The organism is Micromonospora sp. CA-240977 (genome assembly GCF_050942285.1).
Taxonomy (GTDB): domain Bacteria; phylum Actinomycetota; class Actinomycetes; order Mycobacteriales; family Micromonosporaceae; genus Micromonospora.
Map to the genome: position 1 here is coordinate 1750528 of NZ_CP192055.1, position 20490 is coordinate 1771017.

The following is a 20490-nucleotide window of genomic DNA, read 5'->3' on the forward strand; positions in this document are numbered from 1 at the left end:
GAACCGGACGTTCCGCTCCTTCGGCCCACCCGCAGCGGAGTCCCAGCCAGCGCCGATAAAATAGCGGCATGATCGACTCTTCTGCCCAGGAGGGCAGCAGTAGCCAGCCGGGTCGTGCCCGGCATATCCCCGTACCGACGACCCCGGGAGCCCTGAGCGACCCGTGTTGATCGTCGTCGGTCTTCTTCTGATCATCGTGCTCACCGCCGCCACCGGTTACTTCGTGGCGCAGGAGTTCGGCTATGTCGCCGTGGACCGGGGCAAGCTGCGCCAGCTCGCCGATGACGGCGACCAGGCCGCCGCCCGGGCGCTTACCGTCACCAGCCGGCTCTCCTTCATGCTCTCCGGCGCCCAACTCGGCATCACCGTCACCGCCCTGCTGGTCGGCTACGTCGCCCAGCCGTACCTGGGCGGGGGCCTCGCCGACCTGCTCGGCGTGGCCGGCGTCAGCGAGGCGGTAAGCCTGCCGCTGTCGGTGGCGTTGGCCCTGGTCATCGCCACCATCGTGCAGATGGTCCTCGGTGAGCTGGCCCCGAAGAACCTGGCCATCGCCCGAGCCGAGCGACTGGCCCGGGCGCTGAGCCGATCCACTCTCATCTACCTGGCCGTCGCCGGGCCGCTGATCCGGCTCTTCGACCGGGCCTCGGTACGCCTGCTGCGCCGGTTCGGCATCGAGCCGATCGAGGAGCTGCCCAGCGGCGCCACCCCGGCGGACCTGGAACAGATCATCGCCGAGTCCCGCGAGGAGGGCAGCCTCGACGCCGAGATGTCCACGCTGCTCGACAGAGGTCTGGACTTCCGCGAGCTGACCGCCGGGGAGGCCATGGTGCCCCGGGTCGACGTGCACACCGTGCGCGCGCACGAGCCGGTCAGCCGGGTGGTCGAGCTGCTGGACACCGGCCACTCCCGCTTCCCGGTGCGCGGCGCGGAGGGCGTCGACGACCTGCTCGGTGTCGTCGGCATCGCCGACGTGCTCGGCGTACCCCCGGCGGAGCGGGCCACCACCCCGGTGAGCGCGGTGGCCGGGCCGCCGTTGCTCGTGCCGGAGACGTTGCCCCTGCCCACGGTGCTGGACCGGCTGCGGTCCGGGCATCGGCAGATGGCCTGCGTGGTCGACGAGTACGGCGGCTTCGCCGGGGTCATCACGCTGGAGGACATCGCCGAGGAACTGGTCGGCCCGATCCGGGACGAGGACGACCCGCCCGACCGGGCACCGACCCGGCAGGACGACGGGTCCTGGGTGGTGCCGGCGCGCTGGCGGATCGACGAGGTCGCCGACAGCACCGGGATCGCCCTGCCGGAGGCCCCGGAGTACGACACCCTGTCCGGACTGGTGATGCGGGAGCTGGGCCGGGTGCCGGAGGTCGGTGACCGCCTGGAGATCAGCCTGCTGCCCGAGGGCGCGGACGGCGAGGACAACGAGGACGAGCCCCGGGCGCTGGTCGAGGTGCTGGCCGTGGACCGGCACGTGGCCGACTCGGTGCGGTTGCAGCTGACCAAGCCGGGGGTGGCCGCGTGAGCCCGGGGATCGCGCTGTTCAGCTCGGTGATCCTGCTGGCGCTGAACGGGTTCTTCGTGGCCGCCGAGTTCGCCCTGGTGGCCAGCAAGCGGTACCGCCTGGAGCAGGCGGCGGCGAACGGCGGCCGGGCGGCACGGGCCGCGCTGGACGGCGTCCGCGAGCTGTCGCTGATGCTGGCCGGCGCGCAGCTCGGCATCACGCTGTGCACCCTGGGTCTCGGCGCGCTGGCCGAGCCGGCGATTGAGCACCTGCTCAGCCCACTGCTGCACGCGGTGGGCCTGCCGGACGCGGCCAGCCACCTCGTCGCCCTGGTCTTCGCCCTCGGGGTGGTCACCTTCCTGCACCTGGTGGTGGGGGAGATGGCGCCGAAGTCGTGGGCGATCACCGACGCGGAGCGTTCGGCGACGCTGCTCGCGCTGCCGTTCCGGGCCTTCGCCAGGGTGTCCCGGCCGGTGCTCTCCGCGCTCAACGCCCTGGCCAACGCGATCCTGCGGCTGGTCGGGGTGAACCAGCAGGATCAGCTGGCCCAGGTGCACGGCCCGGACGAGCTGCGGATCCTGCTGGAGCAGTCCCGTGAGCACGGGCTGCTCGGCGCGGAGCAGCACCAGCTGCTGACCAGCATGCTGGAGTTGCAGGGCACGTCCGTGGCGCAGGTGATGGAACCGTTCGCCACCATGGTCACCGTCTCTCGGGACGACCCGGCCGAACGGATCGAGCAGGTCAGCCGGGACAGCGGCCGGTCCCGACTGGCGGTGCTCGACGAGGCGGGCGACGTCTGCGGCCTGGTGCACGTCCGGGAGGCGGTACGGGTGGTCACCGCCGGCCGGGTCGCCACCGCCGGGGCGCTGATGACGCCCGCGTTCACCCTGCCCGCGACGTCCTCGGTCACCGAGGCGGTGACGGCGATGCGGGCCCGGCAGTCGCAGCTCGCGTTGGTGCGCAACGGCGGTGGCCCGGCCCGGCCGATCGGTTTCGTGGCGCTGGAGGACCTCCTGGAGGAGGTCATCGGCGAGTTCGACGACGAGACCGACATGGTGCCGCGCGGGCGGCGGTTGCGCTGAGCCGCCAACCCGGCCGTGCCAGCGAGGTGCGGCCGGGTCGGCGCGGCGGGCTTGAGGCCGCCCCGATGGGGTAGGCGCTGCCCGAGCGGGGCCGGCGGGGCCTCGTCCGGAAGGGGGGCCTGCGGTGCGACTGACGGGGGTGTCCCGGGAGACCGGTCGGACCGGGCTCTCCGTGCAGACCACGCTCCCCAACCCGAGCACCCGGCCGGGCCTGCGCCTGCCGGGGCGGGTGACCCTCGCCGCGGGGCCGGACGACGTGCTGGTGCGACACATCCGGCTCGGCCTGGTCACCACTGTCGAGCCGGACGACCCGGCTGCCGCCCGGCGGCTCATGCAGTTCCACCACCTGCCGATCGCCGGCCGGTTCGTCGTACCGGCCGGTCGGCGGCGGGCTGTCGACTTCGCGTTTCCGCTGCCGTGGGAGACCCCGGTGACCATTTTCGGCGGGGTGCCGCTGCTGAGCCTGCGGATGGGCCTGCGGACGGAGGTGTCCGTCGACCCCTACCTTGACCAGGGGGCCATGGTGCCCGTGTTCGTGCACCCGATCCCCACCCAGCAGCACGTGCTGGCGGCGCTTGACACGTTGGGTTTCCTGATCCGCCAGTCCGGGTTGCAGGAGGGCGGGCTGCCCGGGGTGGAGCACACCCTGCCGCTGCACCAGCGCTGGGGCTACTGGGTGGGGCCGCTCTACGCCGGCCCGATCACCGAGCTGGAGGTGATCTTCGTGACCAACTCGGCGGGTCTGGAGGCGATCCTCTGGATGGATCGCCGGCTGGCGTTGGCCGGGATCACCCACCAGAGCATCAGCCGGTTCCGGATCTGGCACGAGGACACCGACCGGCGGGACTGGGTCGCCACCGTCGACGGCTGGATCCGCCAGGCGATCAACCGGCACGCCGCCGCTGCCGCGAACGCCGACTGGTCGGCGCAGATCACGGGGTCCGCGCACGTGAGCCGCCACCCCGACGAGCCGATCCGGTCTGGTTACGGCCTCGGCGGCACCGCCGGCGGCGCGGGTTCCGGCGGCGACGGCACCTGACCGGCCGGCCCGCGGGCCGGCCGGCGTCGGGTCAGCCGGCGCTGGCGGTGGCCAGCTTGAGGCTGAAGGCCAGGAAGAGCGCGGCCACGGCGGTGGTGCCCCCGACGGCCAGCCGGCGGCGTTGGCGGAACTGGGCGGCCAGGAAGGTGCCCGCGAAGATCAACGCGGTGAGGTAGAGCGCGCTTGTCACCTGGGCGATCAGCCCGAGCAGCAGGAACGACAACGCCGGCCAGGCGTAGCCGGGGTCGACGAACTGGATGAAGAACGAGATGAAGAACAGGATCGCCTTCGGGTTCAGCAGGCTGATCACCAGCGCCTTGCGGAACGGGCTGCGCATCGCCGCCGGCTCCGCGGCGTCGATGAGCCGCGGCGTGCTCGGGTCGTTGCGGTCGCGCCAGCGCCGCGCGGCGCCGAGCAGCATTGTCACCCCGACATAACCGAGGTACGCGGCGCCCACGTACTTGATCACCATGAACAGCGGGGGGTACGCCTTGAGCAGCGACGCCACCCCGGCGGCGGAGAGGAACATCAGCACCCCGTCGCCGACGAACACGCCTCCGGCGGCCCGGTAGCCCACCGCGATGCCCCGCTTGGCCGCGGTGGAGAGCACGAAGAGCGAGTTCGGCCCGGGCAGCAGGATGATGGCCACGGTGCCCAGCACGTACGTCCAGATGTCGGTGATCCCCAGCACGCCCGCCATCATCACGCCACCGGTGCCGTCCGCAGAAGCCTTTCGCGCAGCCGGGCCTGTGCCTTCGGCCACTCGTCGACGGTCATCGCGTACTGCACGGTGTCCCGCCAGGAGCCGTCCGGGCGTTGCCGGTGCATCCGGAGCACGCCTTCCCGGGTCGCGCCGAGCCGTTCGATGCCCGCCTGGGAGCGCAGGTTGCGGATGTCGGTGTGCCACGCCACCCGTACCGCGCCCAGGTCGTCGAAGGCCCGGCTGAGCAGCAGCAACTTGGCCTCGGTGTTGATCCCGGTGCGCCACCAGGGCCGCCCGAGGAAGGTGTGCCCGATCGCCACCGATCGCCGCTGCGGGTCGATCTCGTAGTAGGAGGTGCTGCCGACCACCGCCCCGGTCGCCGCGCACCGCTGCACCCAGGCCACCCGCTCGCCACCGTGCTGGGCGGTCAGGGCGGTGCGGATCACCTCGGCCGTCGCGGCGGGTGAGCTGGGCAGCGCGACGCCGAGGTGTCGCCAGACCTCCGCGTCCGCCGTGGCGGCGTGCAACTCGTCGGCGTGGGCCAGCTCCAACGGCTCCAGCCGGACGTGCTCGCCGCGCAGCGACACCGGATCGTGCCAGGGCGTGCGGGCCGTCCGCAGGAACGCCGGCAGCGGCGCGGTGACCCCGGCGTCCGGCTCGGGTTGCCCGGCGGTCAGCCGCAGCGGCAGCACGCCGGCCCAGTGCGGCAGGTGCAGGTCGGCCTCGTCCTCGCGGACCCCACCGGTGCGGTTGCGGACCGACACCTCGTGCAGTGGCAGTGCCAGCACGGCGGTCTCGGCCAGCTCGCGCCGGCTGGGTGGGCGGGTGTCAGTGCTGCGCCCCGAGCCGACCTTCTCGACAAGCGCGGTGAGCATCGCGCTCTTCTCCCGCTCGTCGGTGACCAGTCGGGCGGTGCCGAGCGCGACCACCGAGCGGTAGTTGGCGCTGTGGTGGAACTGGGAGCGGGCGTAGACCAGGCCGTCCAGCACTGTCACCGCGACGCAGACCTCCAGCCCGCCGTCGCGGGCCGCGAGCAGCGGGCGGCTGCCGGTGGAGCCGTGCAGGTAGAGCGTGTCGCCGATGCGGACGTGCAGGGTGGGCAGCACCCGTGGCTGGCCGTCGACGGTGAAGCCGAGCGCGCAGTGGTACGCCTCGTCGAGCACCGCGTGGGCGGCGGCCCGGTCGTAGCTCATCTTGTCGCGCGAGCGGTGGGGTGTGGTCCGGGCGGTGGGTGGATACATGCGGTCGCCCCTTTGTTCTAGTACAATCTCTTGTTTGTGTCAGCACGCTATCAGCTCAGTGGTACGACGGCCGTCGAGATTTCGGCCAGCATCGAGTCGGGCATCCGTACCGGCGGCCTGCCGCCGGGGGCCGCCCTGCCGCCAGTGCGCGCGCTCGCCGTCGAGTTGGGGGTCAGCCCCGCCACGGTCGCCCGCGCCTACCAGGACCTGCGCCAGCGCGGCCTGCTCGCCACCGCCGGGCGGCACGGCACCCACGTGCGCCCGCGCCCGCCGGTGGCCGCCCGCCGCTCCGCGCTGCGCCCCCCGCCGTTGCCCGGCGCCCGGGACCTGTCCCGGGGCGAACCCGACCCCCGGCTGCTCCCGCCACTCGGCCCGCAGCTGGCGGCCCTCGCCGCCGACGACGGCCCGTCGGTCGGCTACTCCGACGCCGGAGTGCTGCCGGAGCTCGCCGAGGCGGCCCGCGCCCGGCTGAGCGCCGACGGCGTACCGGCCGGGGAGCTCACCCTCACCGGCGGCGCGCTGGACGGCATCGAACGGCTGCTCGGCGCACACCTGCGCCCCGGTGACGCGGTGGCGGTGGAGGACCCGGGCTGGGCCAACCTGCTCGACCTGGTCGCCGCGCTGGGGCTGCGCCCGATCGGCGTGCCGCTGGACGACGAGGGGCCGCTGGTGGCCGGGGTGGCCGCCGCGCTGGCCGCCGGAGCACGGGCGCTGGTGGTCACCAGTCGGGCGCAGAACCCGACCGGCGCCGCCGTCTCCGCCGCCCGCGCCGAAGCGCTCCGGGCGCTGCTCGCCGGTCGGCGGGACCTGCTGTTGATCGAGGACGACCACGCCGCCGAACTGGCCCGGGTGCCCCTGCACCCGCTGGCCGGGGCCACCCCGAGCTGGGCCTTCGTCCGTTCGGTGAGCAAACCCTTCGGCCCGGACCTGCGGCTCGCGGTGCTGGTCGGCGACGAGACCACGGTGGCCCGGGTGACCGGCCGGACCCGGGTCGGCGCCGGCTGGGTCTCCACAGTGTTGCAGCGGCTGGTCCTCGCCCTCTGGCAGGACCCGGCGGTCACCGAGCAGGTGCGACGGGCGGCGGAGAGCTACGAGCGGCGGCGTGAAGGGCTGCTCGCCGCACTGGCCGCGCACGGCCTGACCGCGCACGGTCGCAGCGGCATCAACGTCTGGCTGCCCGTGTCCGACGAGACCAGCGTGGTCACCGCCCTGCGCGATGCCGGCTGGGCGGTGGCTCCCGGCGCCCTCTACCGGATCGCCGCGCCACCCGCCGTCCGCATCTGCGTCAGCCCCCTGACCACCGAGGAACTGGCCCCGCTGGCGGCCGCCCTGGCCCGCGCCCAGAATCCCGCCCCTCCCCGAGGCTTTCCGACCTGACCCACCCGCCCACCCCCGTCGGGCACGTTCGTTTTCCCCCGAAAGTGCGACATCGCGATGGTTCGGGGCGGATCGGATGGGTATGCGGGGCGCCGGAGGTGGGAGATCATGGCTTCAGGTGGGGCGCGTAAGGGAGTCTGGATCGCTGTCGCAGTGGCGATCATCATCATCATTATCGTGCTGATCGCTATCGCTTCCGGCGGGGACGGCGGCGGCAACGGGTACTGACGCGGGTCGGTCGGTGCCGCGTCGCAACGCCTCGCGTCGCGGCACCGCGCCGCGGACGTACCCGACGTCAGGCACCGGACGGGTATATAACAGTCGGCATGGCCGAGCAGACCGGGAGCGCTCCGGGCGCCCAGCGATTCATCCCGCCCGCCGCCGACACCATCGATGACCTGCGCACCGCGGCCGGTGGCTGCCGGGGCTGCGAGCTGTACCGCGACGCCTCGCAGACGGTCTTCGGCCGGGGCGACGAGAGCGCCCGGGTGGTGCTGGTCGGTGAGCAACCCGGTGACATGGAGGACCAGAAGGGGCTGCCGTTCGTCGGCCCCGCCGGCCGGCTGCTGCGACGTGCCGTCGACGACGCCGGGCTGGAGCCGGGTCAGCTCTACCTCACGAATGCCGTGAAGCACTTCCGGTTCGAGTTGCGCGGCAAGCGGCGGATCCACCAGACACCGGACCAGGCGCACATCACCGCCTGCCGGCCGTGGCTGGTCGCCGAGTTCGCCCGGCTGCGTCCGGAGATCGTGGTGGTGCTCGGGGCCACCGCCGCCAAGGCGCTGCTCGGCCCATCCTTCCGGGTCACCAGGCAGCGGGGCGAGCTGCTGCCCTGGCCCGAGTCGGCACAGCACCCGGAGGACTTCCAGCGGGTGCCGGTGGACAACGCCGGAAAGCGTGCCGACGCGCCGACGGCGCGGCTGCTGGCCACCATCCACCCGTCCGCGGTGCTGCGCGCCGACGATCAGGACAAGGCGTACGAAGGACTGGTCACCGACCTCGCCGTGGTCAACCGTGCCCTCGTCGGGTAGGTGACCGACAGCGAAAATGGCCACCGCGGCCGGGTGCCGAGGCGATACCCACCAGAAACGACAATGCACGATCGGCGTAACAGGCCCTCTGCAGACTCATGCGAGTCGATCTTGTAGGGGAGGCCGTTATGAGCGATCAGACACAGTCGATGGTCAGCCGGCGTGGGTTCCTGCGTGCGGTCGGAGTCAGCGGCGGTGCCGGCGCGATGCTCGCCACGATGGGCGCCATGGGGCTCGCTCCCAGCGCGGCCGGATCCGTGGTCCCCGCATTCCGGGCGCCGGAGCGATCCGATTTCACCCTGACCGGGCGGTCGGGCGCCAGCGTGGTCGTTCTCGGCGGCGGCATCGCCGGGCTCACCACCGCGTACGAGTTGGGCAAGGCGGGCTATGACTGCACGATCCTGGAGGCCCGACACCGCGTCGGTGGGCGGAACCTGACCATCCGGGGTGGCGACGTCGAGACCGACCTCGACGGACGCACCCAGCGGGCCGGCTTCTCCGACGGGGTCTACTTCAACGCCGGGCCGGGTCGGATCGCGCAGTGGATGGTCACCATGGACTACTGCCGGGAACTCGGCGTACCCATCGAGGTCTTCACCAACCAGAACGCCGACGCCTGGATCTACAACGAGTCCGCCGGGATGACCGAGCCGATCCGGTACCGCACCGCCAAGTCCGACGTGTACGGCTACGTCTCGGAACTGCTCGCGAAGGCCACCGACCAGGGTGCGCTGGACGGCCGGCTCACCACCGACGACCGCGACCGGCTGCTGTCGTTCCTGCAGAGCTTCGGCGCGATCGGCGGGCGGACCAGCGACTGGGCCTACACCGGGACCAACCGGCGCGGGTTCTCCGGGTATCCGGGCGCGGGCAACGACGTGGGCACCCTGCTCGGCACGCCGCCGCCGCTCTCCGACGTCTTCGCCAGCAATGTGGGCCGGTACTTCTCGTTCGAGCTCGGCTACGACCAGGCCATGCTGATGTTCCAGCCGGTCGGCGGGATGGACCAGATCCCGCGCGCCCTGGCCAGGGCCGTCGGCGCGAAACGGGTCCGGCTCAACGCCGAGGTGACCGGGGTGACCGACCGGGGCAGTCGGGTCGAGGTGACCTACCGGCAGGGCGGCCGGCAGTCGCAGATCACCGCCGACTACTGCGTGGCGGCGCTGCCGCCGCACCTGATGGCCCGGGTACCGCACAATCTCGGCACCGAGGTGACCGCCGCCCTGACCGACTTCCCGGTCACCGCCGCCGGCAAGATCGGCCTGGAGTACCGCAGCCGCTGGTGGGAGACCGACCAGCGGATCTACGGCGGCATCACCGAGACCGACCTGGACCTGTCGCACATCTGGTACCCGTCCTACGGCTTCCACGGCAAGCGCGGCCTGGTCGTCGGCTACTACAACACCGGGGCGAACGCCAGGGCGTACAGCGGGCTCGCGCCGGAGCAGCGCAGGGAGCGCGCCGTCAGCCAGGGTGTGAAGATCCACGGTGACAAGTACCGCACCGAGTTGGTCTCCTCGTACTCGCACGCCTGGGACCGGACCCGCTACATCGAGGGCGCCTGGACCTCGCCCCGGTACGGCACACCCGGATACAACCTGCTGCTCCAGCCGGCGGGGCGGGTCTACTTCGCCGGGGACTGGCTGAGCCACGAGGTGGCCTGGCAGCACGGTGCGTTCGTGGCGGCCCGTTCGGCGGTCTCCGCGCTGCACCAGCGGGTGATGGCCGGCTGACCGATCCGAGCCCCTCGCGGGGGGCTGGCGGCGGGTGGGGGGTGGGTGCGCGAGGATGGGTCACCCCCACCTGAGGAGCGCAGATGGCCACCGACCTGACCGCGCCGCGTACCGTCAGCCGCGCCGACGTCACGCCGATCCAGCGTCGTACCCTGCGTTTGCTCTTCACCACCCAGATCATCGGTGGCATCGGCGTGACCATCGGCATCGCCGTGGGCGCGCTGCTCGCCGCGCGGATCGCCGGCACCGCGATGGCCGGTGTGGCGCAGAGCGCCGCGGTGGTGGGCGCGGCGCTGCTCGCCGTCCCGGTCACCCGGATCATGGCGCGGCACGGGCGGCGACCGGGCCTGGTGGTGGCGTACACGGTCGGCGCCGTCGGCGGCGTGCTCGTGGTGCTGGCCGCGGCCACCCGCTGGGTGCCGCTGCTCTTCCTCGGGATGCTGCTCTTCGGTGGTGGCACCGCCGCGAACCTCCAGGCCCGGTACACGGCGGTGGATCTCGCCGAGCCGGCCCGCCGAGGGCGGCAGCTCTCCCTGATCGTCTGGGCCACCACCATCGGCGCGGTGGCCGCGCCGAACTTCGCCGCGCTGGCCGACCGGGTCACCACGGGCTGGGGGCTGCCCCCGTTGGCGGGGCCGTTCGCGTTCAGTTCGGTCGCGTTCGTGCTGGCCGCGGTCGTCCTCCTCGGGCTGCTCCGGCCCGACCCGCTGCTCACCGCGCGGCGGCTCGCGGCGGCCGTCGCGCCGGCGACCGGTGGGGGGACCCCGGCCGCCGCGCCGGTCGGGGCGCGCGCGCCGCGCGGCGCCGGGATGTGGGCGGCCTGGTCGGTGGTACGCGGTCGGCCGGCCGCCCGGCTCGGCATCGCCGCGGTGGCGGTCGGTCACCTGGTGATGGTGGCGGTGATGTCGATGACGCCGGTCCGGCTCGGCGAGTCGCACGCCGACGCCGACGTGCTGCGGCTGGTCGGCATCGTGTTGAGCCTGCACATCGCCGGCATGTACGCGTTGTCTCCGCTGGTCGGCTGGCTCACCGACCGGCTCGGCCGGCGGGCGGTGATCCTCGGTGGGGTCGGGTTGTTGCTGGCCGCCTGCGCGGTCGCCGGCACCGCCGGGCACCACACCCCCCGGCTGTCGGTGGGTCTGGTCCTGCTCGGGTTGGGCTGGTCGGGGACGATGGTGGCCGGCTCGACGCTGCTGTCCGAGTCGGTGCCGGCCTGGGTGCGGCCGAGCGTGCAGGGGCTGTCCGACCTGATCATGGGTCTGGCCGGGGCCGGGGCCGCCGTGGCCAGCGGGTTTGTCATGCAGTCCGCCGGATATCCCGTGCTCACCCTGCTCGCGGCGGTCGCGGTGGTGCCCCTGGTGGCGCTAGCGTTGCGGCCGGTGCCGACCAGGGCACCGGACAAGGAGGGCTGATCACTGTGCGGCTGACCGACTTCTGGACGCGCCTTGACGAGGCGTTCGGGCCCGGCTACGCGGCCAGCATCGCCCGCGATCAGGTGCTGTCGCAGCTCGGCGGACGGACCATCGAGCAGGCACTCGCGTCGGGGGAGCAGACGCACGTGGTGTGGCGGGCGGTGTGTGCCGCCTACCCCGACCGCGTGCCCGCCCGACTACGCTGAGCAGCCTTTTCGTCGCTTCCGCGTGTCGCTTGCCGAGTCGTACACCTGTTCGGCTATTGTCCACAGCGGGGTGCTCGTCCACAGCTCGCGGCCCGTCGGCTGGTTTTCTGTCGGACCCAGCGCCTAGCGTGTCCGCGTGACGCGAAGCTCAGCAAAGACGCCGGCGAAGGCAGGGGTGGCAACCATGGCAGCAGGGCCTGACCGGGAGAAGGCACTCGACCTTGCTCTCGCTCAGATTGACAAGCAATTCGGCAAGGGCTCGGTGATGCGCCTGGGTGACCGGCCGGTCATCCAGACCGCGATCATCCCGACCGGCTCCATCGCGCTCGACGTGGCGCTGGGCATCGGCGGTCTGCCGCGTGGCCGGGTGGTCGAGATCTACGGTCCCGAGTCCAGCGGTAAGACCACCGTGGCACTGCACGCGGTGGCCAACGCCCAGCGCAACGGTGGCATCGCCGCCTTCATCGACGCCGAGCACGCCCTCGACCCGGAGTACGCCAAGGCCCTCGGCGTCGACACCGACGCGATGCTGGTCTCGCAGCCGGACACCGGCGAGCAGGCGTTGGAGATCGCGGACATGCTGATCCGCTCCGGCGCCCTGGACATCATCGTGATCGACTCGGTGGCGGCCCTGGTGCCGCGCGCCGAGATCGAGGGCGAGATGGGCGACAGCCACGTGGGCCTCCAGGCCCGGCTGATGAGCCAGGCACTCCGGAAGATCACCGGTGTGCTCAGCAACACCGGCACCACGGCGATCTTCATCAACCAGCTGCGGGAAAAGATCGGCGTCATGTTCGGCAGCCCGGAGACCACCACCGGTGGTCGGGCGCTGAAGTTCTACGCCTCGGTCCGGCTCGACGTGCGACGCATCGAGAGCCTCAAGGACGGCACCGACGTGGTCGGTAACCGCACCCGGGTCAAGGTCGTGAAGAACAAGGTCGCCGCGCCGTTCAAGCAGGCCGAGTTCGACATCATGTACGGCAAGGGCATCTCGCGCGAGGGCTCGCTGATCGACGTCGGCGTGGAGCAGGCGATCATCCGCAAGTCCGGAGCGTGGTACACGTACGACGGCGACCAGCTCGGTCAGGGCAAGGAGAAGGCCCGGGAGTTCCTGAAGGAAAACCCGGACGTGGCCGCCGAGATCGAGAAGAAGATCCTGGAGAAGCTCGGCGTCGGTGTCGGCGCGGGTGACGCCGCCGGTGGCCCCGAGCTGCCGCCTGTCGACTTCTGACCGGTCGCTGACCCATGGCAGGACGACGCGCCCGTACGGGGCGGGGCTGGGATGCCAGCCCGCCCCGTACGGGCGACGCCACCGATCCACCGCGTCCCCGCCAGGGGCGCCGTGGACGCTCCGCCGAGACCGACCAGGTCGAGTCTCCCGGCCCTCCTCGTGACGAGTCGGAGGTGGCCCGCGAGATCTGCCTGCGGCAGCTCGCGGTCCGGCCCCGCACCCGGGCCGAGCTGGCCGGCGCGCTGGCCAAGCGGGGCATCTCCGAGCAGGTCTCGGCCGAGGTGCTCGACCGGTACGACGAGGTCGGCATCATCGACGACGCCGCGTTCGCCAGGGCCTGGGTGTCGAGCCGGCATTCGGGGCGGGGGCTGGCCCGCCGGGCGCTCGCCAACGAGCTGCGCCGCAAGGGCGTGGACGGCGAGGTGGCCACCGAGGCGCTCGGTGAGCTGGACGAGGAGACCGAGGCGGACACCGCCCGTGTCCTGGTGGAGCGCAAGCTGCGTACCGCCCGGGGAGAGCCGGACGCGGTGTTCCGCCGGCTGGTGGGCATGCTGGCCCGCAAGGGCTACCCGCCAGGTGTGGCGATCCGGGCGGTGAAGGACGCGTTGGCCGCGCAGAGCGCCGAGGCGGCCGAGTTCGCCGAGCAGATCGACGCCGACGCGCTCGCCGACGCCGAGAGCGAATTGGACCGCGACAACCGCCCGTCCGACTGACCGACCGCCGGGCCGCGCTGTTCGACGTCGGCGTGGATGCCGGGCGATCTGGACGCGGTCCGGCGGGCGGGGCGCCGGGGGGTCATCGTTGTCACAAAGACGGCTCTGCGGGCGCTGTGGCGTCGCTGAACAGGTACGACATCCGGATCCGTGTCGTCGGATCGCCAGGTTTGTCACCGCGTGTCCGCAACAGCATCAGCTTTGCGTGACGATGTGACTTCTCTCCGTTCGGGGGGTTTGATCATGACTCCTTGACCAGAGCACCCCTGGCGACCTAGCCTCGCCATACAGGCTCACATTGCCCGACCAGCGCAGGCTAAGCGCACAACATAGATCGCGTAACAAGACAGCATCACTTTGGCCGACTCCGCGGCCTTTGGCGGCAGATCTGGACAGGCCGGTCCGGAACTTCGCGACAACTGCACCCGGTCGCCGACGATGCCCGAGGGCACCGCCGGCGGAGAGAGCTACCCACGGCCAGCCGCTCCGGTCGGGCGTCCACAGCCGCAGGAGTGTGCCCCCGGCACGGTCGCTGCGGTCTCGACGTTAGGGGAGGCGGCCATGGCGGGGCGGCGGCACAGGTTCATCGGTAGACCCGACGGGGTCCCGGCATGAACGCGTTCGACGTCGTGCTCCTCGCGGCCGTCCTCGTCCTCGCCGTGGTGGTGATCGGGGCCGTGCTGGTCGGCGTCCGGACGCTGCGGCGGGTGGGCGGAGCGCCGGCTCCGGAGGATCCCGCCTTCATCGCCGAGAAGGACCGTCAGGAGCAGTCGCTGGCCGCCCTGCGGACCGCGGCCGACGAGGCGAACAGCACGATCGACGTGGCGAAGTCCGCGGCGGCGGCGGCCCGTGCCGAGGCGGCGGCGGCGAAGGCCGAGGCGAAGGCCGCTCGCGCCGAGGCGCGCCGGGTGCTCGACGACGCCCGCGCCGAGGCGGACACCGTCCTGGAGCGCGCCCACAAGCAGGCCGAGTCGGACGCCGAGCAGTTGCGCACGACGGCCCGGCGCAGCGGTGAGCGGGAGGTCGCGGTGCTCGCCGCCACCACCCGCGAGCAGGCCGCGGAGGTGGAGCGTCGGGCGGCCCGGATGGACGAGCGGGAGCGGATGCACACCGAGGAGGTGGAGCGGTTCGCCGAGCGGGAGCGGCAGCTCACCGAGGCGCGCGCCGCCCTCGCGACCCGGGAGTCCGCGCTGGCCCGCCGGGAGGCCGAGCTCGCCGAGTCCGAGGAACTGCGCCGTCGGGAGTTGGAGCGGATCGCCGGGCTCAGCGCCGACGCGGCGAGGCTGGAGTTGGTCGAGGCGATCGAGACCCAGGCCAAGCGGGAGGCGGCGCTGCTGGTGCGCGACATCGAGTCCGACGCGCGCAACACCGCCGAGCAGCGGGCCCGCCACATCGTGGTGGACGCGATCCAGCGGGTGGCAAGCGAACAGACCGCGGAGAGCGTGGTCAGCGTCCTGCACCTGCCCGGTGACGAGATGAAGGGGCGGATCATCGGCCGGGAGGGGCGCAACATCCGCGCCTTCGAGTCGGTGACCGGCGTCAACCTGATCATCGACGACACTCCCGAGGCGGTGCTGCTCTCCTGCTTCGACCCGGTCCGCCGCGAGGTGGGTCGGTTGACCCTGGAGAAGCTGGTCCTGGACGGGCGGATCCACCCGCACCGGATCGAGGAGGTCTACGACCTGGCCCGGCAGGAGGTGGAGCAGCTCTGCCTCCGGGCCGCCGAGGACGCCCTGGTCGAGGTCGGCATCACCGAGATCCACCCGGAGCTGGTGGCGCTGCTCGGCCGGCTGCGCTACCGCACCTCGTACGGGCAGAACGTGCTCAAGCACCTGGTCGAGACCGCGCACATCGCCGGCATCATGGCCGCCGAGCTGCGGTTGGACGTGCCCATCATCAAACGGTCGGCGTTCCTGCACGACATCGGCAAGGCGCTCACCCACGAGGTGGAGGGCAGCCACGCCATCATCGGCGCGGACCTGGCCCGCAAGTACGGCGAGCACGAGGACGTGGTGCACGCCATCGAGGCGCACCACAACGAGGTGCCGCCGCAGACCATCGAGGCAGTGCTCACCCAGGCCTCCGACGCCTGCTCCGGCGGTCGGCCGGGCGCGCGCCGGGAGAGCCTGGAGGCGTACGTCAAGCGGCTGGAGCGGATCGAGGAGATCGCGGCCGGCAAGCTCGGCGTGGACAAGGTCTTCGCCATGCAGGCCGGCCGGGAGATCCGGGTGATGGTCAAGCCGGACGACGTGGACGACATCGGGGCGGCAGTGCTGGCCCGCGACGTGGCCAAGCAGATCGAGGAGGAGCTGACCTACCCGGGTCAGATCCGGGTCACAGTGGTCCGCGAGTCCCGGGTCACCGAGATCGCCCGCTGATCGCCGAACAGACGACGGGCGGGTGGCCGTGGCCACCCGCCCGTCGCTCGTTCCGCTGCCGGTCAGATCATCCGGCCGGCGGCGTCGCCCACGTCCTGGGAGGGCAGCACCTTCGCCGCGCTGCGCGGGGTGCGACCCATCCGCTTCTGCAACCACCAGGCCAGGACCGACAGCGCACCGCAGATGGTGATGTAGATGGCGGCCACGATGAGATACGTCGGCACGTACGGCAGGCCGAACGGCAACCGGCCGCCGATCTGCTTACCCACGAAGAGCAGCTCGGGGTAGGTGATGATGAAGCCCAGCGCGGTGTCCTTGAGCAGCACCACGAGCTGGCTGACGATCGCCGGCAGCATCGACCGGACCGCCTGCGGCAGCAGGATCAACCGCAGCACCTGGTTCTTGCGCAGGCCGATCGCGTACGCGCCCTCGGTCTGCCCGTACGGCACCGCGTTGATGCCGGCCCGGAAGATCTCCGCGAGCACCGAGCCGTTGTAGAGCATCAGCCCGATGACCAGCGCCCAGAGCTTGTCGATCGACCAGCCGTACTGCAACGGCACGTAGTAGCCGAAGAAGATCAGGATCAGCAGGGGGATCGCCCGGAACAGCTCCACCACGAAGGTGGCCGGGGTGCGCAGGATCCACTTGTCGCTCAGCCGGGCGCTGGCGAAGAACGCGCCGAAGAGCAACGCCAGGACCGCGGCGATGCCGGCGGCCTTCAGCGTCGCCCACAGGCCGCCGAGCAGCTCGCGCTGCACCGAGGCGTACTGGAACTGCTCCCACTTGCGGGCCTCGAACTGGCCGGTGTCGGCGAACTTGTAGCCGATGTAGGCGAGCAGGGCGATGATGCCGGCGGTGGAGACGACGCCCAGGATCGCGTTGCGCCGCTTGGCGCGGGGTCCGGGCAGGTCGTAGAGGATCGACGCCTGGCTCAACTCAACCACCTTCCGTTCGCGGCCGTCGGGCCCGCCAGCTCGCTCATCGGGCCACCCTCCACTTGCGCTCCAGGAACCGCTGCAACGCCACCAGCGGCAGGATCAGGATCAGGAAGCCGATGGTGATCCAGAGCAGGACGGCGAACTGCGGCTCGCCCCGCTCCGCCATGTACGAGGGGATCGCGCCGGCTTCCAGCACCGAGAAACCGGCGGCGATTGTGGTGTTCTTCAGCATGGCGATGAACACGCTCATCATCGGCGGGACCATCGCCCGCAACGCCTGCGGCAGCACGATGAGCGTGAGCACCTGACCGAAGGTCATGCCCAGCGCGCGGGCCGCCTCGGCCTGCCCGGCGGCGACGGTGTTCACGCCGGAGCGGATCACCTCGCAGACGAACGCCGAGGTGTAGACGGTCAGCGCGATGGCGGCGCTGGCGAAGTAGTCGATGTTGACGTCCAGCTTCGGCACCGCGAACACGAGGAACGCGAAGACAAGCGTCAGCGGGGTGTTGCGCACCAGATTGACGTACGTGGCGCCGAACGCGCGCAGCGCCGGCACGGGGGAGACCCGCATCGCGCCGAGCAGCGTGCCGATGACGAGGCAGCCGACCGCGGCGATCAGGAAGAGTTTGACGGTGTTGGTGAACCCGTCAACGAACAGTTGCCCGTTGTCCGTCAGTACGCGGAAGAACTCGCCCATGCCTCGCTCTCAGTCCTCGGACGGACGCCGGACGGGGACGAGCCCCGCCCGGCGCCACAACTCGTGTTGAGCCGGTTGGTCAGTACCGCTCAAGGGTGGGCGGGGCGCCCGCCGAGCCGGACAGGCCCAGCGTGCCGTCGTAGATCTTCTGCCAGGTGCCGTTGCCGAACGAGGCCTCGATCTGGTTGTTGACGTAGTCGCGCAGCGCCTTGTCGTCCTTCGGCAGGCCGATGCCGTACTTCTCGGTGCTGAACGGCTTGCCAACCACCTTCAGCTCGGTCGGGCTCTGTGCCGCGAAGCCCTTCAGGATGGCGTCGTCGGTGGTGACGGCGTCGACCTTCTTGTCGAGCAGCTGCGAGACGCACTCCGAGTAGGTCTTGAACTCGACGATGTTGTTCGCCTCGGTCAGACCCTCGTCGCGGACCTTCTGGATCGGGGTCGAGCCGGTGGCCGAGCAGATCTTCTTGCCCTTGATGGTGTCCTTGCCGGTGATCGACGTCTCGTCCTTGCGGACCAGCAGGTCCTGGCCGGCGACGAAGTACGGGCCGGCGAAGGAGATGTCGTTCTTGCGCTTGTCGGTGATCGAGTAGGTGCCGACGTAGTAGTCGACCTCACCACCCTTGATCGCGGTCTCCCGGTTGGCCGACGCGATCTCCTTGTACTCGATCTTCGCCGGGTCGATGCCCAGCGTGCTGGCCACGTACTGGGCGATCTCGATGTCGAAGCCGCACCGCTTGCCCTGGGCGTCCTTGTAGCCGAGGTTCGGCTGGTCGAACTTGACCCCGACGGAGACCTTGCCGGCCGTCTTGATCTTCTCGAAGGTCGGGCTGCCGGGGATGGCCGCGTCCGTCTTGGGGGTGAAGGTCGCGCCGGAGCTCTTGCAGGTGTCGGACTGGGCGCCAGCGGGGGCGCTGCCGTCCGCGCTCGGGGTCGGCTCACCCTCCTTGCCGCAGGCCGCAGCCGACAGGGCGAGGGAGGCCATCATGGCGACCGCCGCCACGCGCTTCATACGCATACTCTTCTCCTTCTTTCACGGAGCCCACCGGTGGTCGGCGCGCTCCACTACGGACGCCTAGTGCGTGAGGATCTTGGAGAGGAAGTCCTTCGCCCGGTCGCTGCGCGGGTTCTCGAAGAACTCCGCCGGGGAGGCGTCCTCGACGAGCTTGCCGTCGGCCATGAAGATGACCCGGTTGGCCGCGTGCCGGGCGAAGCCCATCTCGTGGGTGACCACGACCATCGTCATGCCGTCGCGGGCCAGCGAGGTCATCACGTCCAGCACCTCGCCGACCATCTCCGGGTCCAGCGCGCTGGTGGGCTCGTCGAAGAGCATCGCCTTGGGCTGCATGGCCAGGGCGCGGGCGATGGCCGCCCGCTGCTGCTGCCCGCCGGAGAGCTGGGCCGGGAACTTGTCCGCCTGGTTGGCGATGCCGACCCGGTCGAGCAGGGCCAGGCCGCGCTCGCGGGCGGCGGCCGGCTTCTCCTTGCGGACCTTGATCGGGCCGAGGGTGACGTTCTCCAGGATGGTCTTGTGCGCGAAGAGGTTGAAGGACTGGAAGACCATCCCCACCTCGCTGCGCAGCTTCGCGAGGGGCCTGCCCTCGGCCGGCAGCGGCTGGCCGTCGAAGGTGATCGTGCCGGAGTTGATCGGCTCGAGTCGGTTGATGGCGCGACACAGCGTCGACTTGCCGGAGCCGGACGGGCCGATCACCACGACCACCTCACCCCGACCCACCGACAGCGAGACGTCGTCCAGCACGTGCAGCGGCCCGAACCACTTGTTGACCGCGTCCAGCACGATGAGCGGTTCGCCCGTCGTCACGTCGTCCACCGTCCCCTGTCGTCTCCCGGATCGGGGTCGGTTGACCCCCGGTGCGGCCACTGTAGGCGGCCTGATGTGGCGGAACGCAACTCAGCGGGTCACGGAGCGGTAACACCGGTCACGATCGTCGACGAGCGTCCGATTCCGGTCACTGTGCGGGTCACAACGGTGGCGATCGTGGCAGGTTGTCGAGATCATGGACGGATGACCGAACCGGTACGGCTGACCCGTTACGCCCGTGGTGGCGGCTGCGCCTGCAAGATCCCGCCCGGTGAGCTGGAGATCATGGTGTCCGGTCTCGGCCCGGCCACCGGCACCGCGGAGCTGCTTGTCGGGTTGGACCACGGTGACGACGCCGCGGTGGTGCGGCTGGACGAGCGGACCGGCCTGGTCAGCACCGCCGACTTCTTCACCCCGGTGGTCGACGACGCGTACGACTGGGGTCGGATCGCCGCGGCCAACGCGCTCTCCGACGTGTACGCGATGGGTGGCACCCCGCTTGTCGCGCTCAACCTGCTCTGCTGGCCGCGCGACGTGCTGCCGATGGAGTTGGCCGGCGAGGTTCTGCGCGGCGGCCAGGACGTGGCCCGGGAGGCCGGCTGTCACCTGGCCGGCGGGCACAGCGTGGACGACGACGGCCCGAAGTACGGCCTCGCTGTCACCGGCACGGTCCGCCCGGAAGAGTTGATCACTCTCGACGCCGGGCGGGTCGGGGTGCCGTTGTCGCTGACGAAGCCGCTCGGGGTGGGTGTGCTCAACACCCGACACAAGGCCACCGGTGAGAGCTTTCCGGAGGCGGTGGCCTCGATGAGCGCGCTCAACTCCGACGCCTCCCGCGCGGCGGTCGCCGCCGGCATCCGCTGCGGCACCGACGTGACCGGGTTCGGGCTGCTCGGGCACGCCTCGAAGCTGGCCCGGGCCAGCCAGGTCACGGTGGCCATCGACGCGGCCCGCGTGCCGTACCTGGCGGGCGCCCGGGAAGCGCTGCGCGACGGGTACGTCAGCGGCGGCAGCCGGCGCAACCTGGAGTGGGTGACGCCGTGGACGGATTTCGGCGCCGTGGGCGAGGAGGAGCGGTTGCTGCTTGCCGACGCGCAGACCTCCGGCGGTCTGCTGGTCGCCGGCGAGATCCCCGGCGCTCCCGTGGTGGGTGAGTTGCTGCCGCGCGGCGAGCACCTCGTCGTCCTGCGCTGACCCTGCCCAGGGGCCGACGCCGGACACGCGAGGGCCGCTCGCCGGACACGCGGAGGCGGTGGTGCGGTTGGCGCACCATAGCCGATAAACTGTCACCTTCCCGCTACTCCGAGCAATGCGGCTCAGGGAAATTTTGCCCGGAATGGTCACAGACCGGTAACTTGCCCCCGGCTGGGGTCAAATGCCCCCCACCATCGT

At 71.6% G+C, this 20490-nt stretch carries 18 protein-coding genes; 12 read left to right on the top strand and 6 right to left on the bottom strand.

The window, feature by feature from the left end:
• The first annotated feature begins 163 nt into the window (after positions 1-163).
• From ACQPWW_RS08185 to ACQPWW_RS08195, 3 genes are all read left to right on the top strand, one after another.
• Entirely contained in the window at positions 164-1519 is a 1356-nt protein-coding gene (locus tag ACQPWW_RS08185) for a hemolysin family protein (protein ID WP_433130692.1), read from the top strand.
• Positions 1516-2580, top strand: a complete 1065-nt coding sequence (locus ACQPWW_RS08190) for a hemolysin family protein (protein ID WP_433130694.1) — start codon at positions 1516-1518, stop codon at positions 2578-2580. The genes ACQPWW_RS08185 and ACQPWW_RS08190 overlap by 4 nt, the downstream gene beginning before the upstream one ends.
• A 124-nt stretch (positions 2581-2704) precedes the next feature.
• Entirely contained in the window at positions 2705-3619 is a 915-nt protein-coding gene (locus ACQPWW_RS08195; RefSeq protein WP_433130696.1) for a sporulation protein, read from the top strand.
• Between the two features lie 31 nt (positions 3620-3650).
• Here ACQPWW_RS08195 and leuE read toward each other — a convergent pair whose 3' ends face one another.
• Both leuE and ACQPWW_RS08205 read right to left on the bottom strand, forming a co-directional pair.
• Positions 3651-4322: a leucine efflux protein LeuE gene (gene leuE, locus ACQPWW_RS08200; protein ID WP_433130698.1), complete on the bottom strand. Its 672-nt coding sequence runs from the start codon at positions 4320-4322 to the stop codon at positions 3651-3653.
• On the bottom strand, positions 4322-5563 hold the full coding sequence (locus ACQPWW_RS08205) for a bifunctional pyridoxamine 5'-phosphate oxidase family protein/GNAT family N-acetyltransferase (protein ID WP_433130699.1): 1242 nt from the start codon (positions 5561-5563) through the stop codon (positions 4322-4324). The genes leuE and ACQPWW_RS08205 overlap by 1 nt, the downstream gene beginning before the upstream one ends.
• A gap of 36 nt (positions 5564-5599) precedes the next feature.
• Between ACQPWW_RS08205 and ACQPWW_RS08210 the strand changes: the two genes are divergently transcribed.
• The 8 genes from ACQPWW_RS08210 (at position 5600) to rny (ending at position 15644) form a co-directional block, all read left to right on the top strand.
• Positions 5600-6940 (top strand): aminotransferase class I/II-fold pyridoxal phosphate-dependent enzyme, encoded by a 1341-nt coding sequence (locus ACQPWW_RS08210; protein ID WP_433130701.1) that lies wholly within the window; start codon positions 5600-5602, stop codon positions 6938-6940.
• A 326-nt stretch (positions 6941-7266) separates the two neighbouring features.
• Positions 7267-7971, top strand: coding sequence for a UdgX family uracil-DNA binding protein (locus tag ACQPWW_RS08215; protein WP_433130703.1), 705 nt, complete (start codon positions 7267-7269; stop codon positions 7969-7971).
• 128 nt (positions 7972-8099) lie between these two features.
• Entirely contained in the window at positions 8100-9704 is a 1605-nt protein-coding gene (locus ACQPWW_RS08220) for a flavin monoamine oxidase family protein (protein WP_433130705.1), read from the top strand.
• 83 nt (positions 9705-9787) lie between these two features.
• Positions 9788-11116 carry an MFS transporter gene (locus ACQPWW_RS08225; RefSeq protein WP_433130707.1) on the top strand — a complete coding sequence of 443 codons (1329 nt, stop codon included), beginning with the start codon at positions 9788-9790 and terminating at the stop codon, positions 11114-11116.
• A 5-nt stretch (positions 11117-11121) separates the two neighbouring features.
• The gene (locus ACQPWW_RS08230) at positions 11122-11322 is read left to right on the top strand and encodes a DUF3046 domain-containing protein (RefSeq protein ID WP_030489422.1); all 201 of its coding nucleotides are present in this window, start codon (positions 11122-11124) and stop codon (positions 11320-11322) included.
• Between the two features lie 184 nt (positions 11323-11506).
• On the top strand, positions 11507-12553 hold the full coding sequence (gene recA, locus ACQPWW_RS08235) for a recombinase RecA (protein ID WP_124778261.1): 1047 nt from the start codon (positions 11507-11509) through the stop codon (positions 12551-12553).
• 14 nt (positions 12554-12567) lie between these two features.
• The gene (locus ACQPWW_RS08240; protein ID WP_433130709.1) at positions 12568-13266 is read left to right on the top strand and encodes a regulatory protein RecX; all 699 of its coding nucleotides are present in this window, start codon (positions 12568-12570) and stop codon (positions 13264-13266) included.
• 611 nt (positions 13267-13877) lie between these two features.
• Positions 13878-15644 carry a ribonuclease Y gene (rny, locus tag ACQPWW_RS08245; RefSeq protein ID WP_433130711.1) on the top strand — a complete coding sequence of 589 codons (1767 nt, stop codon included), beginning with the start codon at positions 13878-13880 and terminating at the stop codon, positions 15642-15644.
• Positions 15645-15706: 62 nt separating this feature from the next.
• On the opposite strand, the gene ACQPWW_RS08250 is transcribed toward rny, so the two are convergent.
• The 4 genes from ACQPWW_RS08250 to ACQPWW_RS08265 form a co-directional block, all read right to left on the bottom strand.
• On the bottom strand, positions 15707-16579 hold the full coding sequence (locus ACQPWW_RS08250; RefSeq protein WP_433130714.1) for an amino acid ABC transporter permease: 873 nt from the start codon (positions 16577-16579) through the stop codon (positions 15707-15709).
• A gap of 43 nt (positions 16580-16622) precedes the next feature.
• Positions 16623-17279 (bottom strand): amino acid ABC transporter permease, encoded by a 657-nt coding sequence (locus ACQPWW_RS08255; RefSeq protein WP_433130716.1) that lies wholly within the window; start codon positions 17277-17279, stop codon positions 16623-16625.
• Positions 17280-17358: 79 nt separating this feature from the next.
• On the bottom strand, positions 17359-18294 hold the full coding sequence (locus tag ACQPWW_RS08260) for a glutamate ABC transporter substrate-binding protein (protein ID WP_433130718.1): 936 nt from the start codon (positions 18292-18294) through the stop codon (positions 17359-17361).
• 57 nt (positions 18295-18351) lie between these two features.
• Positions 18352-19107, bottom strand: coding sequence for an amino acid ABC transporter ATP-binding protein (locus ACQPWW_RS08265; protein WP_433130720.1), 756 nt, complete (start codon positions 19105-19107; stop codon positions 18352-18354).
• Positions 19108-19302: 195 nt separating this feature from the next.
• Between ACQPWW_RS08265 and selD the strand changes: the two genes are divergently transcribed.
• Positions 19303-20292, top strand: coding sequence for a selenide, water dikinase SelD (selD, locus tag ACQPWW_RS08270; protein ID WP_433130722.1), 990 nt, complete (start codon positions 19303-19305; stop codon positions 20290-20292).
• The last annotated feature ends 198 nt before the right edge of the window (positions 20293-20490 follow it).